Raw genomic sequence first — 16,152 nt, forward strand, 5'->3', positions numbered from 1 at the left:
ACGCCGCGCTGATCTGCGACTTCGGACCGGGGGCGCCGGTCGACCCTAGGGTGCCCGCATGACCCAGGCACCCCCTCCCGGCCCGCCGGCCGCAGCACTCACGCCCCCGGCCGCACCGACGCCGCGGCTGCTCGACGACGGCCGGCCGCTGGTCTCCGTCGGCGTCGCGCTCCTGGCGACGGCGGTGGTGCTGTCCACCGCCTACACCCGGGCCGACGGCGACCTGGACTGGTCCAACTACGCGGTGGGGCTCGTCGCCACGCTCGGGCTCCTCGGCGTCGCGGCGGTCGCGTACGTGACCGCGCGCTCCGCCGACCCCGCGACCGACCTGGTCGCCTGGCCGGGCGCCTTCGGCGTGGCCGGCCTCGGCCTGATGGTCGCTGTCGCGATGGACGACCACCAGCTCACGGCGTACGTCGCCGGGCTGAGCGTGGTGGCGCTGTCGCTCGCCGGACTGGCGCTGACCGGGCGCGGACCGTTCGTCGTGACGGCCGTGCTGGGGCTCTACGTGACCTACGTGAAGGTGCTCGACGACGTGATCACCGTGCCCGACGACGCCGGCGACGACGTCGCGGCGATCTCGATCGCGCTGGGGCTGGTGCTGTTCGCGGTCCTGGTCACCGTCGCCGGGTGGGTGCGGGCCGACACGCGGGTGCTCGCCGGCGCGGTGGCCGGAGCCCTCACCGTCCTCGGCTTCGCCGGGCTGACCGGCGCGCTGGTGCTGGCGCAGGCCTTCGCGCCGCTCATCTCCTTCAGCCTCGACGAGGACGTGATGACGAGCGAGCCGCCGCGGTTCGACGGCTACGACAACGACACCTGGGTGATCCTGAGCCTCTCGCTGCTGCTGATGCTGGGCTGGGCGGTCTGCGCGGCCCTGACCGGGCACGTCGTCTACCGGATCCTGGTGGTCGCGATCGCGGTGTCGGTGACGCCGCTGGCGACCGCCGTGCTGTCGGTCGAGCACCCCTCCTGGTGGGGCCTGGTCGCGGGCGCGATCGGGGGCGGGCTGCTGCTCCTGGCGCTGCTGCAGACCGTGGGGGCGGTGCGACGGCGGTCCCTGGACGCAGACTAGAACGCGTTCTAGTCTCGGGGCCATGACACCCCTGCGCGTGGTCCAGTGGACGACCGGCAACATCGGACGACGCTCGCTGCACGCCATCCTGGGCCGCGACGACCTCGAGCTGGTCGGCGTCTACGCCCACGGCGCGGAGAAGGTCGGCCTCGACGCGGCCGACCTGTGCGGCTGGCCGGAGCCGACCGGCGTCCTCGCGACCGACGACCTCGGGGCGCTGCTCGCGCTGAAGCCCGATGCGTGCTGCTACAACCCGCTCTGGCCGAGCATCGACGACCTGGTCGCGCTGCTCGAGAGCGGCGTCAACGTCTGCTCCAGCGCGGCCTGGATCACGGGCGGCAAGCAGCCGCCCGAGGACCTCGCGCGGATCCGGGCGGCGTGCGAGGCGGGCGGCTCGACGATCTTCGGCAGCGGCGCCCATCCCGGCATGACCAACCTGGTGGGGATGGCGCTGAGCGGGTCGTGCGAGCGGGTCGACGAGATCCGGATCACCGAGTCGGTCGACTGCTCGACGTACGAGTCGGCGGGCACGCAGCGGGCCATGGGCTTCTCCCAGTCACCCGAGACCCCAGGACTGGCCGAGAGCGTGCGCGTCGAGAGCGAGGTGTTCGCGGAGTCCGCGGCGATGATGGCCGACGCGCTCGGCGTGACCCTGGACCGGATGACCTTCGACGTGGAGTTCACCGCGGCCACCGGCGACTCCGACCTCGGGTTCATGACGATCCCGGAGGGCACGGTGGCCGGCGTCATGGGCTACCACCGCGGCTGGGTGGGCGAGCGCAACGTCGTCAGCGTCGGCTTCAACTGGACCATGGGCGCCCATGTCGTCCCGCCCAAGCCGCTCGCGCACGGCCACGTGATCCAGGTCTTCGGCCTGCCCAACATGCGCACGGTCATCCACTGCCTGCCCCCGGCCGACTGGACCGAGGAGGGCTTCATGGGCCTCGGCATGATCTACACCGCGATGCCGGTGACCAACGCCGTGCCCGCCGTGGTCGCCGCCGCCCCTGGCATCAAGACCCTCGCCGACCTCCCGCCGATCACCGGGCGGGCGCGGGTCTGACCCGCATGTAACACGTCGTTATGACCTCTTCCACGTCGAAATATCAACGTGGAAGAGGTCATAACAACGTGTTACATGCGGGCGGCCGCGCTCAGGCGGCGCTCAGTGGCCGACGAGGGCGGCGGGGTCGACGGGGGTGGCGGACCTGCGGCGGGGGAGGAGGAACGCCGGCACGAGGACCAGCGCGACCATGACCGTCGCGACGACGAAGACCGTGGCGAAGGAGTCAGCGAGACCCTCCAGCTGGCCCTCGGGCGTCGTCGCGTCGATGGCGAGGATGCCGTTGGTCAGCAGCACCGCGAAGACGGCCGTGCCGATCGAGGCGGCGACCTGCTGGACGATGTTCATCAGCGTCGAGCCGCGGGCGATCGTGTGCGGCTCGAGGGTGGCCAGCGCCGCGGACATGATCGGCATCATCGTGCCGCCCATGCCCAGGCCCATCACGAACAGTGCGCCCAGGATGAACGCGTACGACGTGTCGGCGGTGAGCTGGGTGAACATCGCCATGCCGACGGTGATCACCGCGATGCCGGTCATCACGATCTTGCCCGGCCCGATGCGGTCGGCCAGGATGCCGGCCACCGGCATGGTGACCATCGCGCCGATGCCCTGCGGGGCCAGCAGCAGCCCGGCGCCGAGGGCGTCCTCGCCGCGCACCTGCTGGAAGTACAGCGGGAAGAGCAGGCTGGCGCCGAAGAACGCGATCGCGAAGAGCGCCATCGCGATCACGGCGACCGACATGGTGCGGCTCCTGAAGAGGCGCAGGTCGATCAGCGGGTGCACGTTGGCGCGGTTGAGCGCCCACGGCACGAACGCCGCGATCAGCACGGCGCCGATGACCGCGGGCGCGACGACCTGGGCGGTCCAGACGGTGCCGTCCTCCTGCTTGGCCTCGGGGATCGAGGAGACGCCGTAGAGGAACGCCGCCAGGCCGGGCGAGAGCAGCACCATGCCGACCCAGTCGAAGGTCTCCGACGGCTCCACCTCGTCGGCGGGCAGCACCTTCCAGGCGTAGGCGAGCGCCAGGATGCCGATCGGCAGGTTGATCAGGAAGATCCAGTGCCAGCTGGCGGAGTCGATCAGCGCGCCGCCGATGATCGGGCCGAAGATCGGGCCCAGCAGCATCGGGATGCCGAGCACGGCCATCACGCGGCCGACGCGCTCGGGACCGGCGGCGCGCGTCAGGATCGTCATGCCCAGCGGCATCAGCATGCCGCCGCCGAGGCCCTGGAGCACGCGGAAGGCCACCAGCATCCCGAGCGAGGACGCCGCCGCGCACAGCACGGAGCCCGCGGTGAACAGGATCACCGCGAGCAGGTAGAGGCGCTTGGTGCCGAACCGGTCGGCCGCCCACCCGGTCAGCGGGATGACGCTGGCGAGCGCCAGCGTGTAGCCGGTCATCGTCCAGGCGACCTCGGCCGAGGTCGCGTCGAACTCGCGCTGGAAGGTCTCCAGCGCCACGGACACCACCGTGATGTCGAGGATCGACATGATCGCGCCGAGCACGACCACGCCGGCCACCATCAGCACGCCGCGGTCGAGCCGGTCGCTGCCGGGAGGGGTGCTCTGGGAACTGGTCTCGGTACTCACCGGAGAAGCCTAGGAGCACTCTCAGGTCGCGCGCATCCGACTTTCGTCCACGTACGGCGTGGTCTCGCTCACGCGCGGGCGCGCCCGGAGCTCAGGAGAGCTGCGACTTGATCGCCGTGACCAGCGTGGGGTCCTGCGGCTCGACGCCGGGGTTGAAGCGGGCCACGACCGAGCCGTCGGCGGCGAGGAGGAACTTCTCGAAGTTCCACTGCACGTCGCCGGTCTCGCCCTTCTCGTTGGGCACCTCGACGAGCGAGCGGTAGAGCTCGTGGCGGGCCTCGCCGTTGACCTCGACCTTCTCGGTCATCGGGAAGCTGACGCCGTACGTCGCCGAGCAGAACTCCGCGATCTCCTCCGAGGTCCCGGGCTCCTGGCCGCCGAACTGGTTGCAGGGCACCCCGACGACGGTGAAGCCGCGCGCGCCGTAGGCCTGCTGCAGCTCCTCGAGGCCGGTGTACTGCGGCGTCAGGCCGCACCTGCTCGCCACGTTGACCAGCAGCGCCGGTCCGCCGCCGGTGAGGTCGCCGAGCGTGCCGGGGGAGCCGTCGAGGCGGGCGATGGGCGTGTCGAGGAGGCTCATGCCTCGACTCTAGGCGGCGCGCCCGCGGGAACCTGCTGTCCCCGCCACGCGTTAGCGTCTGAGTCCCACCCCGCCACCCCGAGGTCTGCGCTTGAGCTTCGTCCCTGTCACCGGGCCGGCGACCTTCCGCCCGGCCGACCCGCCCCGCGAGGGCGTGGTCGAGTTCAGCGACGACCGACGCACCGTGGCCCTGCCGATCCGCGCCGCGCTGCCGGTGCTCACCAAGGCCCACGCGCGCGACGACGTCCACCCCAGCGTCGGGCTGCTCAGCGGCGCGGCGCTGCTGGGCATGCGGCTGGTCGCGGCGGGGCGGTTCGAGCCGTCCGAGTCCGGCCGCAGCTGGCGCGCCGGTCCGCTGGAGGACGACGACACCGACCGCGTCGAGATGCTCGCGCGGTCCCGCTCCTACGACGACGTGGCCGGCGCCGACGCGGAGGCGCTGGTGCGCCAGATGCTCGACGCGGTGAGCGACGCGATGCCCCGCTCGGCCCCGCTCGCCACCTCGGTCCGCGCCCGCACGCCGAGCCCGGCGACCGAGGGCGGGTCCCGGCGCCCGGTGGGCGGGTCGGACTTCGAGTCCCGGCTGCAGTCGCGCCTCGCGCGCCACCGGCGCACGGCCGACGTCGACCTGCCGCAGCTCGTGACGATCTCGCTGCGGGTCGAGGCCGACGAGGAGGAGCTCGTCGCGGGCGCGGTGCGGCTGGTGCTCCAGGTCGCCGACGAGCAGAACCCCCTCCACCTCTGCGACGCCGCCGCGCTCTTCACCGAGCACGGCCGCGACGCCAGCCACGGCTTCGGCGAGCGCGCCCGCACCCACGCGATGATCGCCCTGCGCGCGGCCGCCGACGCCTGGCCGGTGCTGGACCGGCTGCTCGCGCTGCGCGTGCCCGACCAGATCACCCTCGACGCCGACGAGCTGGTCAGCCTCCTCGAGACCGGCGTGGGCGTCCTCAAGGACCGCGGCGTCGACGTGCTCTGGCCGCGGAGCCTGGGTCGCGACCTCACCGCGACGGCGGTGCTCGACCGCGCGCCCAGCGGGCCGCGCGAGGAGCCGCTGCAGCAGGGGCTGCTGTCGACCGAGGCGATGTTCTCGTTCAAGTGGCAGCTCGCCCTGCACGGCGAGCCGCTGAGCGCCGAGGAGATGGACCTGCTGGCCGGCGCCGCGGCGCCGGTGCTCAAGCTCCGGGGCAGCTGGACGGTCGTCGACCCGGCCATGGCCAAGCGGGCCCGCAAGCGGCTGGTCCGCACCGTCAAGCCCGTGCAGGCGGTCGCCGCCGCGCTCACCGGCGTCGTCCAGCTCGAGCCGGCCGACGAGTGGGGCTCGGCCACGCAGACGCAGGTGGTGGTGGGCGCCTCGCTGCTGGAGGTCCGCGACCGGCTGCTCAACGCCGCGACCCGCGAGCCCGTGGAGGTGCCGGCGGCGCTCGACGCGACCCTGCGCGACTACCAGCGCCACGGCCTCACCTGGCTGGCCGACCTGACCGAGCTCGGACTCGGGGCCTGCCTGGCCGACGACATGGGCCTGGGCAAGACGATCACCCTGATCGCGCTCCACCTGCACCGCCGCGCCGCCGGCGCGACCGGCCCGACGCTGGTCGTCTGCCCGGCCAGCCTCCTGGGCAACTGGGAGGCGGAGGTGGCGCGGTTCGCCCCGGGCACGCCCACGCGGCGCTTCCACGGCAACCAGCGATCGCTCGAGGGGCTGGGTCCCGACGGGGACGGCGGGTTCGTGCTGACGACGTACGGCACGATGCGGGTCGACCACGCCGCGCTCGCGGAGGTGGGCTGGGACCTCGTCGTCGCCGACGAGGCGCAGCACGTCAAGAACCCCCAGTCCTCCACCGCCCGTGCGCTCCGCGGCATCCCCAGCCGGGCCCGGGTGGCGCTCACCGGGACGCCCGTGGAGAACAACCTCACCGAGCTGTGGGCCATCCTCGACTGGGCCACGCCCGGGCTGCTCGGCAGCCGCAACGCCTTCCGCAAGGTCTGGGCCGGGCCGATCGAGTCCGGCCTGGAGCCGACCAAGGCGCGCCAGTTCGCCGACCTGATCGAGCCGTTCCTGCTGCGGCGCCGCAAGTCCGACCCCGGCATCGCACCCGAGCTGCCGCCCAAGACCGAGACCGACCACCCGCTGGGGCTGACCCAGGAGCAGGTGGTGCTCTACGAGGCCTTCGTCCGCGACTCCATGGAGCGCATCGAGCGCGCCGACGAGGAGACCCGGCGCGGGCTGGTGCTCGCGCTGCTCACCGGCCTCAAGCAGATCTGCAACCACCCCGCCCACTTCCTCAAGCAGTCGACCGGCCGTCTCGCCGGGCGCTCGGAGAAGCTCGACCTGCTCGACGAGCTGCTCGGCACGGTGCTGGCCGAGGACGGCGCCGTGCTGGTCTTCACCCAGTACGTCGCCATGGCGCGCCTGCTGGAGACCCACCTCGCCAAGGCCTCCGTGCCCCACCAGCTCCTGCACGGCGGCACGCCGGTGCGCGAGCGGGAGGCGATGGTGAAGCGGTTCCAGGCAGGCGAGGTGCCGGTGTTCCTGCTGTCGCTCAAGGCGGGCGGCACCGGCCTCAACCTCACCCGGGCCGACCACGTCGTCCACGTCGACCGCTGGTGGAACCCCGCGGTCGAGGAGCAGGCCACCGACCGCGCCTACCGGATCGGCCAGACCCGGCCGGTGCAGGTGCACCGGATGATCACCCAGGGCACGATCGAGGAGAAGATCGCCGAGCTCCTCACCCGCAAGCGCTCGCTCGCCGACTCCGTCCTGGGCCGCGGCGAGGCGGCGCTGACCGAGCTGGGCAACGACGAGCTGCGCGACCTGGTCACGCTGCGCCGGACCCGATGAGCGCCCCCGTGGGTCCGGCGTGACGGCCGTCGGGGACGGTCAGGTCGTCCACGCCCGGCTGGCGCCGCGCCGCAGCGCCGCCCGGGCCTCCCGGTGGTGGGGCAAGGCGTGGGTGCGCGCGGTCGAGGAGGCGGCCTACACCGAGACCGACCTGCGCGCGGCCCGCGGCCTGGCGCGTGCCGGTCGCGTCGGCGGGATCACCGTCGGCGCCGGCACGCTGGTGGCCAGCGTGGAGGACGACGCAGGACTGGCGACGGTCTCCGGCACGGTCCCGGTCCTCGACGAGGCCGGCCGCGACGCCCTCGTCGAGACGGTCGCGGCCGAGTCGGGCCGGGTCGCCGCGCTCCTCGCCGGCGACCTGCCGCACTCGCTGGTGGAGCACGCCGACCAGATGGGCGTCGAGCTGCTGCCCTACGGCGCCGAGCTGGCCACGTCCTGCACCTGCGACTTCTGGGCCGACCCGTGCCCGCACGCGCTCGCCGTCCTCTACCAGCTCACGTGGCTCATCGAGGGCGACCCGTTCGTGCTGATCCACCTGCGCGGTCTGCCCCGCGAGCAGCTGCTCGCCGACCTCCACGCCCGCACCGTCACCGCCGACGAGCTCGCCGGCGACCTGCCGCCCGGCCGCGCCGACGACGTCGACACCGCCCTCGACGCGGCCGTGCGCGCCGCCCGGATCCTCGAGCTCGTCGAGGACCCCGCCCGACCCATCGACCACCTGTTCTGACCGACCACGCGACCCGCCTAAAATGCGGCGACAGCCGCACGTGGAGCAGGAAGGATCTCGGGGATGCTCACCGCCCTGATGCGCCATGCGCGCCCGCCGTCGCCGCTGGCGGGGCGGCTGTCGGTGCAGTCGCTGCTGTTCGCGCTCGGCGAGGGCACGTTCATGACCGGGTCGGCGGTCTTCTTCACCCAGATCGTGGGGCTCTCCGCCGCCCAGGTGGGACTCGGCCTGACCATCGCGGGTGCCGCCGCCTTCGTGGCCGCGCTGCCGATGGGCAAGCTGGTCGACCGCTTCGGCCCCAAGCGGATGTGGGCCGTGAGCGCGACCGGCCAGGCGGCGATGTTCGCGGTCTGGCCGTTCATCACCGACTTCCGGGGCTACGTCCTGATGGCCGTCGGCATGGAGGTCATCGGCTCGCTCGGGGGCGCCGCCCACGGCGCCTACACGATCGACGTCCTGCCTCCCGGGGAGCGGGTCCGGTCGCGGGCCTACATGTACTCCGCGCTCAACGTCGGCTTCACGCTCGGCTCCCTGCTGGGCGGCATCGCCCTGGCCTTCCACTCCAACACCCTGCTGCACGCCCTGCCGTGGTTCACGGCGGCCGTCTTCCTGGTCAACGCCGGCGCGATCATCCGGCTGCCGCGGGCGCCCCACGACGACCGCACCCCCGAGGACCGGAAGGTGAAGGTCCCCGGTCCCGGACCCCTGCGCAACCCCGGCTGGCTGCTCACCGAGTTCTTCGGCGGCGTCTTCTGGACCAACCAGGTGCTGCTCAACATCGTCATCCCCCTGTGGCTGATCGAGGAGACCGACGCCCCGCGGGTGCTGCTGGCCTTCCTCTTCGGCACCAACACGGTGATGTGCATCTTCCTGCCGATGGCGGCCGCCCGTGGGGTCCGCGACGTGACCACGGCCCTGAAGGCGATCCGGATCTCGTCCACGTTCTTCGTGGTGTCCTGCCTGATCACCCTGGCCACGCACGACACCGTCGGCTGGACCACGATCGCGCTGGTCTGGCTGGGCCACGTCACCGTCACCGGGGCCGAGCTGTACCTCTCCGCGGCCAGCTGGGCCTTCGAGGCCGAGCTGATGGACCCGCGCCAGCGCGGCGCCTACCAGGGCGCCGCCGAGCTCAGCTCCACGCTCGGGAGGGTGTGGGCGCCGGCGCTCTACACGTTCCTGGCCATGAACTGGGGCGCCTCGGGCTGGCTGGTCATCGCCGGCATCATCGTCATCGCGACGGTGGCCATCCACCCCTCGACCCGGATGGCCCACCGCTTCCTCGAGCGCCACGTCCCCGCCGACGTCCTGGCCCAGGCCCGCGCGACGGCCCCGGAGGCCGAGGACGGCGCCGCCGCCGGCCCGCCGTCCCTGATCGACTCCGAGCCGCCGACGCCGGGTCCGGTGCGCTGACCCGGCTAGGCGTCGCCGGACGCGGGCAGCAGCGCGCGCAGCGCCATCGCGATCAACAGGTCGTGCAGCGAGGGGTCGGGCAGCGCGCCGGTGCGTGGGGTGGAGTTGATGAGGCCGAACGCCGCGTGCGCCATGGCGCGCGCCGCGGTCAGGTCGAGACCGGCGTGCAGCAGCCGGAGCCGGTCGGCCCACAGGTCGACGTACGCGCGCTGCAGGTCGCGGACCCGGGCGCGCGCGTCGACCGGCAGCGACTCCCAGTCGCGGTCCTGGACGATGATCAGCGCGCGGTGGCGCAGGGCGAAGTCGACGTGCCAGTCGACGAGACCGCGCAGCGCGTCCTCGGGACCGCTCGCCGCCGCCACCCGCTCGCGGCCCACGTCGAGCAGCCGCACGCTGATGTCGACCAGCATCTCGGCGAGCACGGCGTCCTTGGAGGCGAAGTGCTTGTAGAGCGCGGGCCCGGAGATCCCGCAGGCCGAGCCCAGGTCGGCCACCGAGACCCCGTGGAAGCCGCGCGCCGCGAACAGGTCGGCCGCCGTCGCCAGGATCTGCTCGCGCCGGGTCGGCGCCTCCTCGGTCGACGTGGTCACCGGCTCAGGTTAGCGGCCGCTAACGCCGCAGCAGGACGAGAGCATGGACGCCCAGGTTAATGATCGCTAACCTAGAGTCGTGCCCGCAGACCTGAAGGACCTCGTCGCCGACCTCCGCGAGCGGCTGGCCGCCGCGCGCCTCGGCGGGAGCGAGGCGGCCCGTACCAAGCACACCGACCGCGGCAAGCTGCTGGTCCGCGACCGGGTGGACGCGCTGCTCGACCCCGGCAGCCCCTTCCTCGAGCTCAGCCCCCTGGCCGCCACCGGCATGTACGGCGACGCCGTGCCCAGCGCCGGCGTCGTCACCGGCATCGGCCGGGTGAGCGGGCGCGAGTGCGTGATCGTCGCGAACGACGCCACCGTCAAGGGCGGCACCTACTACCCGATGACGGTCAAGAAGCACCTGCGCGCGCAGACCGTCGCCTCCGACAACCACCTGCCGTGCCTCTACCTCGTCGACTCCGGGGGCGCCTTCCTGCCGATGCAGGACGAGGTCTTCCCCGACCGCGAGCACTTCGGCCGGATCTTCTTCAACCAGGCCAACCTCTCCGCGCGCGGCATCCCGCAGGTCGCGAGCGTCATGGGCTCCTGCACCGCCGGCGGCGCCTACGTCCCGGCGATGTCCGACGAGACCGTCATCGTGCGCAACCAGGGGACGATCTTCCTCGGCGGACCGCCGCTGGTGAAGGCCGCGACCGGCGAGGTCGTCAGCGCCGAGGACCTCGGCGGCGGCGACGTCCACGCGCGCACCTCCGGCGTCGTCGACCACCTCGCCGACGACGACCGCCACGCGCTGGCGATCGTGCGCAGCATCGTCGACACCTTTGAGCGCCCCCAGCCGCGCTCGATCCAGACCCACGAGGTCGAGGAGCCGGCCGAGGACCCCGCGACGCTCTACGACGTCGTGCCGGCCGACACCCGCACGCCGTACGACGTGCGCGAGGTGATCCGCCGCATCGTCGACGGCAGCCGCTTCCACGAGTTCAAGAAGCTCTACGCCGAGACGCTGGTCACCGGCTTCGCACGGATCTGGGGCATGCCGGTCGGCATCGTCGCCAACAACGGCATCCTCTTCGGCGAGTCCGCGCTCAAGGGCGCGCACTTCATCGAGCTGTGCAACCAGCGCGGCATCCCGCTGGTCTTCCTGCAGAACATCACCGGCTTCATGGTCGGTCGCGAGTACGAGAACAAGGGCATCGCCCGCGACGGCGCCAAGCTCGTGACCGCCGTGGCGTGCAGCGTCGTCCCGAAGTTCACCGTCGTCATCGGCGGCTCGTTCGGCGCCGGCAACTACGGCATGTGCGGCCGCGCCTACGACCCGCGCTTCCTGTGGATGTGGCCCAACGCGCGCATCTCGGTCATGGGCGGCGAGCAGGCCGCCTCGGTGCTCGCCACCGTCGCCGGTCGCCCGGACGACGAGGACTTCAAGGCCCCGATCCGCGACCAGTACGAGACGCAGGGCTCGCCGTACTACTCCACCGCCCGGCTCTGGGACGACGGCGTCATCGACCCCGCCGACACCCGCCGGGTGCTCGGCATGGGGCTGGCCGCGGCCTCCCATGCGCCGATCCCGGAGCCCTCCTACGGAATCTTCAGGATGTGAGGCTCGCAGTGACGCGCGAGGGACGAGGTCGCAACGGGAGCGTCGAGACCACATGCTGCTGACCAAGGAGATGTTCTAGTGCTGGAGCCCACCATGAGGGTCCTGATCGCCAACCGCGGCGAGATCGCGGTCCGGATCGCGCGCGCCTGCCGCCGCCTCGGGCTGTCGACCGTCGCGATCCACACGGACGCCGATGCCGACGCACCGCACGTCCGGGCCTGCGACGAGGCGGCCCGCGTCTCGTCGTACCTCGACATCGACGAGGTCGTGGCGCAGGCCCGGCGCTTCGGCTGCGCCCTGGTGCACCCCGGCTACGGCTTCCTCTCGGAGCGGGCGCCGTTCGCGGCCGCGCTCGAGGCGGCCGGTCTCCAGCTGGTCGGGCCCTCGGCCGCCGTCATGGAGCGGATGGGACGCAAGGACGCCGCCCGCGAGATCGCCGTCGCCGCCGGCGTGCCGGTGGTGCCGACCGGCGCCGAGGCGCCCTTCCCCGTGCTGGTGAAGGCCGCGGCTGGCGGTGGCGGCAAGGGCATGCGGATCGTGCGCTCCGCCGACGAGATGGACGAGGCGGTGGCGGCCGCGAAGCGGGAGGCGCTGTCGGCGTTCGGCGACGACACCATGCTGGTCGAGAAGTACGTCGAGCGCGGTCGTCACATCGAGGTCCAGGTGCTCGCCGACGCCCACGGCCACGTCGTGCACCTCTTCGAGCGCGACTGCTCCACCCAGCGCCGGCACCAGAAGGTCCTGGAGGAGGCGCCGGCCCCGACGATCACCGCCGAGGTCCGCGAGCTCGTGACCTCCAGCGCGGTCGCCCTCGCCGCGCACGTCGGCTACGAGAACGCCGGCACGGTGGAGTTCCTGCTGGACACAGCGCCGTCGGAGACCGGCGAGGCAGCCGTCTATTTCCTGGAGATGAACACCCGGCTCCAGGTCGAGCACCCGGTGACCGAGGCGGTCGTCCGCGTCGACGGGCAGCCGCTGGACCTCGTCGAGCTGCAGCTGCGCGTCGCCGCGGGCGAGCCGCTGCCGTTCACGCAGGACGACGTCACGGTGTCGGGCCACGCCATCGAGGCGCGCGTCTACGCCGAGGACTCCTTCGGCGGCTTCCTGCCCCAGGCCGGTACGGCGAGCATCGTGCGCTGGCCCGCGGGCCAGGGCATCCGCGTCGACCACGCCCTGGAGGGCGGCCAGGTCGTGAGCACGTCGTACGACCCGATGCTCGGCAAGGTGATCGCCCACGGGCCCGACCGCGAGAGCGCACGCGACGCGCTCGTCGCGGCCCTCGAGGAGACCGCCGTGCTCGGGCTCACGACCAACACCGGCTTCCTGCGCACGCTCGTGGAGAGCGAGGCGTTCCGCGACGCGACCATCGACACCGCCTGGCTCGACCGGGTCGACGTGGGCACCGACGTCCCCGCCCCCGAGGCCGACGTGCCCCGGGTGATGGCTGCCTGGGTCTCGGCGATGATCACCGCCTTCGACGCCGGGCACCCCTTCCAGGCCGACGGGTTCCGCCTCGGGGGTCCGCCGGCGCCGACCCTGGTCGAGCTCGACCGCGACGTCTCCGTCGACCGCCACGCCGGCACGGTCGACGGCGTGCCGTTCGTGATGCTGAGCGCCGAGGACCACGTGATCGACGCGGTGGTCGACGGCCACCGTGACCACGCGGTGGTCAACGTGCAGCCCGACGTGGTCGAGGTGTCCTACCGTGGTCAGCGCTTCGTGCTGACGCCGCCCGACCGCCTCGCCGACACGGCCGCGGCGGGCGACGGGGTCCTGCTGGCGCCGATGCCCGGCACGGTCCTGGACGTCCGCGTCGCCGAGGGCCAGCAGGTGGCCGAGGGCGACGTGCTGGGCATGATGGAGGCCATGAAGATGGAGCTCACGCTCAAGGCGCCGTTCGCCGGCACCGTCACCGCCGTCGGCGCCGCCGCCGGGCACCAGGTCGCGCTCGGCGCGCGGCTGTTCGTCGTCGAGCAGGAGGAGGCCGGATGAGCCAGATGCCGGACAGGGTCACGATCTACGAGGTCGGTCCGCGCGACGGCCTGCAGAACGAGAAGGCGCTGGTCCCGACCGACGTCAAGGCGCAGTTCGTACGACGCCTGGTCGCCGCCGGGCTGCCGGTCGTCGAGGCCACCAGCTTCGTGCACCCGAAGTGGGTGCCCCAGCTGGCCGACGCGGCCGAGCTGATGGAGCAGCTCGGCGACGAGGGCCGCGACCACCCGGTGCTGGTGCCCAACGAGCGGGGGCTGGACCGCGCCCTGGAGCTCGGCATGCGCCACATCGCGATCTTCGGCTCGGCCACCGAGACCTTCGCGCAGGCCAACCTCAACCGCGGCCTCGACGAGCAGTTCGCGATGTTCGAGCCGACCGTGCGCCGCGCGCGCGACGCCGGCCTGGACGTCCGTGCCTACGTCTCGATGTGCTTCGGCGACCCCTGGGAGGGCTCGGTGCCCGTCGAGCAGGTGGTCGGCGTCGGCAAGCGGCTCTTCGACCTCGGCGCCAGCCAGCTGAGCCTCGGCGACACGATCGGGGTCGGCACCGCCAACCAGGTCACCGCGCTGGTGGAGGCGTTCGGCGCCGCCGGCATGACCACCGACCAGCTGGCGCTGCACTTCCACGACACCTACGGCCAGGCCCTCGCCAACGCCCACGCCGGGCTCCAGGCCGGCGTCACGACGTTCGACGCCAGCGCCGGCGGCCTCGGCGGCTGTCCCTACGCCAAGAGCGCCACCGGCAACCTCGCCACCGAGGACCTGGTCTGGCTGCTCACCGGGCTCGGCATCGAGCACGGCGTCGACCTCGACGGGCTCGTCGCGACCAGCGCCTGGATGGCCGAGCAGCTCGGACGCCCCAGTCCGTCAGCGGTGGTGCGGGCGCTGAGCCCGGGTGCGGCAGAATCACCCGGGTGAGTGCCAAGCGACGAGTCTTCCTGCACGTCGGCGCCCCCAAGACCGGCACCACCTACGTCCAGGACCGGCTCGCCCGCAACGCGAAGCTGCTCGCAGAGCACGACGTCCACTTCCCCACCCGCCCGCCGCGCGTCAACGCCACGCTCTTCCACTTCCGGGCCGCGCTCGACCTGCTCGGCCAGGACTGGGGCGGTCACCCCGGCCACGCCCGGGGCAGCTGGGACGCGATGGTGCGTCGGGTGCGTCGCCGCAGCGGCACCGTCGTCATCAGCCACGAGATCCTGGCGCCGGCCCCGGCCGACGCGATCGTGCGCGCCAAGCGCGACCTGGCCGACGCCGAGCTGCACATCGTCTACAGCGCCCGCGACCTGGCGCGCCAGATCCCCGCGGCCTGGCAGGAGTCGGTCAAGCAGGGCCGCCGCTGGACCTACCGCCGCTTCCTCGACGGCCTCGAGCACGACAAGCCGTGGTTCTACCGCGCCTTCGACATGCCCAGCGTGCTCAGCGCCTGGGGCGCGGGCCTCGACCCCTCCCACGTGCACGTCGTGACCGTGCCCCCCGCGGGCGCGCCCGGGGACGAGCTCTGGCTGCGGTTCTGCCGCGTGCTCGGGATCGACCCCGCCTGGGCACCGCGCGACAGCGAGCGGGTCAACGAGTCGCTCGGGGTGGCCGAGACCCAGGTCGTGCGCCGCCTCAACCGGCGCATGGACCGCGCCACCCGCCGCGAGTCGACGTTCGACGAGCTGATCCGCGAGATGCTCGCCCACAACGAGCTCGTGGGGCGGGTCTCCCCGCCGGTGCGGATGCCGCCGCGGCTGATGCCGTGGGCCGAGGCCGAGACCGCGCGCTGGGTGGAGTGGATCGAGCAGAGCGGCGTCGACGTCGTCGGGGACGTCGCTGACCTGCTCCCGCTGCCCACGCCCGAGGGCGAGCGGTACGTCGACCCCGACAAGGTCTCGACCAAGCAGCAGCTGCGCGTGGCGATGGACGCGCTCACGGCCATGACGCGTGAGGCGGCCCGCCGGCCCGACCCCGACCAGCAGCTGATCCAGAAGGTCCGCACCCACGCCAAGCGGATCCGCGAGTAGTGGCGGGCGACGACGGCCGTCGGCGTGCGTGGGGCTGGGTCGCCCACCTGCGCGCGGGGGGGACGACCCCCTGGGCCGACTGGCGGGCGGAGGCCGAGCGCGGTCCCTACCTCCCCGGCGCCCAGCAGCTCGAGCTCCTGCGCCGCCTCAACCTCGCCGGCGCCCCGTCCGCCGGGCTGGTCGACCGCGTGCTGACGGCCAGCGCGCCCGGCCGCGGCACGCCGGACCTCGAGCTTGTCGGGGCCGACTCCGGCTCGGCGTTCGGGCCCCGGCCCGTGGACCCCGCCGACCTGCCGCGCGCCGAGCTGACCCGCGTGGCGACCAGCCTGGTCGCGGACGACCTGGTCGCCCAGGGCGTCCCCGAGGCGCGCGAGTCGGCGTTCGTGCGCCCGTGGCGCACCCGCTACCGCGTGGTCGGGGACCCGTGGCTCGCCGACCCGGTGCGCGACGCGCTGGTCGCCCGCGGTCGGCCGCCGGGCGGTCGCGGCGCCGTCGTGCTCGTGCTGGGCACCGACCTGGCCACGATGGTGGCCGACGTCTGGACCGCGCGCGCGTTCGGCGCCGGCGTCGCCTCGTGGCGCGAGTGGCTGGACCCCCTCGCCCGTGCGCGGAGCGTCCCGCCCCGCGTCGACCTCGCCCGCGCGGCGGGTGCCTGGGCGGACCGCGCCGGCCGGG

13 protein-coding genes are annotated in these 16,152 nt (G+C 73.3%); 10 read left to right on the forward strand and 3 right to left on the reverse strand.

The features are described from left to right. Positions 1-58: 58 nt before the first annotated feature. Both IRQ30_RS11910 and IRQ30_RS11915 read left to right on the forward strand, forming a co-directional pair. A complete protein-coding gene (locus tag IRQ30_RS11910) occupies positions 59-1,072 on the forward strand; it encodes a hypothetical protein (RefSeq protein ID WP_193613061.1) in 1,014 nt (337 codons plus the stop codon). 22 nt (positions 1,073-1,094) lie between these two features. Next, positions 1,095-2,135: an NAD(P)H-dependent amine dehydrogenase family protein gene (locus tag IRQ30_RS11915; RefSeq protein ID WP_193613062.1), complete on the forward strand. Its 1,041-nt coding sequence runs from the start codon at positions 1,095-1,097 to the stop codon at positions 2,133-2,135. Positions 2,136-2,237: 102 nt separating this feature from the next. On the opposite strand, the gene IRQ30_RS11920 is transcribed toward IRQ30_RS11915, so the two are convergent. After that, positions 2,238-3,725, reverse strand: coding sequence for a DHA2 family efflux MFS transporter permease subunit (locus tag IRQ30_RS11920; RefSeq protein ID WP_338089678.1), 1,488 nt, complete (start codon positions 3,723-3,725; stop codon positions 2,238-2,240). Positions 3,726-3,816: 91 nt separating this feature from the next. Further along, positions 3,817-4,305, reverse strand: a complete 489-nt coding sequence (locus IRQ30_RS11925; protein ID WP_193613063.1) for a glutathione peroxidase — start codon at positions 4,303-4,305, stop codon at positions 3,817-3,819. A gap of 91 nt (positions 4,306-4,396) precedes the next feature. On the opposite strand from IRQ30_RS11925, the gene IRQ30_RS11930 reads away from it, so the two are divergent. The 3 genes from IRQ30_RS11930 to IRQ30_RS11940 all read left to right on the forward strand — a co-directional run bounded on the left by IRQ30_RS11930 (position 4,397) and on the right by IRQ30_RS11940 (position 9,287). Then, positions 4,397-7,147 (forward strand): DEAD/DEAH box helicase, encoded by a 2,751-nt coding sequence (locus IRQ30_RS11930; protein WP_193613064.1) that lies wholly within the window; start codon positions 4,397-4,399, stop codon positions 7,145-7,147. A gap of 19 nt (positions 7,148-7,166) precedes the next feature. After that, positions 7,167-7,874, forward strand: a complete 708-nt coding sequence (locus tag IRQ30_RS11935; protein ID WP_193613065.1) for an SWIM zinc finger family protein — start codon at positions 7,167-7,169, stop codon at positions 7,872-7,874. Positions 7,875-7,937: 63 nt separating this feature from the next. After that, positions 7,938-9,287 (forward strand): MFS transporter, encoded by a 1,350-nt coding sequence (locus tag IRQ30_RS11940; protein ID WP_193613066.1) that lies wholly within the window; start codon positions 7,938-7,940, stop codon positions 9,285-9,287. A gap of 5 nt (positions 9,288-9,292) precedes the next feature. Here IRQ30_RS11940 and IRQ30_RS11945 read toward each other — a convergent pair whose 3' ends face one another. Next, positions 9,293-9,877 carry a TetR family transcriptional regulator gene (locus IRQ30_RS11945; RefSeq protein WP_193613067.1) on the reverse strand — a complete coding sequence of 195 codons (585 nt, stop codon included), beginning with the start codon at positions 9,875-9,877 and terminating at the stop codon, positions 9,293-9,295. Positions 9,878-9,956: 79 nt separating this feature from the next. Between IRQ30_RS11945 and IRQ30_RS11950 the strand changes: the two genes are divergently transcribed. From IRQ30_RS11950 to IRQ30_RS11970, 5 genes are all read left to right on the forward strand, one after another. Beyond that, positions 9,957-11,480 carry a carboxyl transferase domain-containing protein gene (locus IRQ30_RS11950; RefSeq protein ID WP_193610110.1) on the forward strand — a complete coding sequence of 508 codons (1,524 nt, stop codon included), beginning with the start codon at positions 9,957-9,959 and terminating at the stop codon, positions 11,478-11,480. A 93-nt stretch (positions 11,481-11,573) separates the two neighbouring features. Beyond that, positions 11,574-13,472, forward strand: coding sequence for an acetyl/propionyl/methylcrotonyl-CoA carboxylase subunit alpha (locus IRQ30_RS11955; protein WP_193613068.1), 1,899 nt, complete (start codon positions 11,574-11,576; stop codon positions 13,470-13,472). Further along, positions 13,469-14,389 carry a hydroxymethylglutaryl-CoA lyase gene (locus IRQ30_RS11960; RefSeq protein ID WP_193613069.1) on the forward strand — a complete coding sequence of 307 codons (921 nt, stop codon included), beginning with the start codon at positions 13,469-13,471 and terminating at the stop codon, positions 14,387-14,389. Before IRQ30_RS11955 ends, IRQ30_RS11960 begins: the two co-directional genes overlap by 4 nt. After that, positions 14,386-15,477 (forward strand): hypothetical protein, encoded by a 1,092-nt coding sequence (locus IRQ30_RS11965; RefSeq protein ID WP_193613070.1) that lies wholly within the window; start codon positions 14,386-14,388, stop codon positions 15,475-15,477. The genes IRQ30_RS11960 and IRQ30_RS11965 overlap by 4 nt, the downstream gene beginning before the upstream one ends. Further along, the coding region (locus IRQ30_RS11970; RefSeq protein WP_193613071.1) for a hypothetical protein at positions 15,477-16,152 on the forward strand (676 nt) is incomplete at its 3' end. The genes IRQ30_RS11965 and IRQ30_RS11970, both read left to right, overlap by 1 nt.

Source organism: Nocardioides lijunqiniae (genome assembly GCF_015024225.1).
In the GTDB taxonomy this organism is placed as follows: Bacteria; Actinomycetota; Actinomycetes; order Propionibacteriales; family Nocardioidaceae; genus Nocardioides; species Nocardioides lijunqiniae.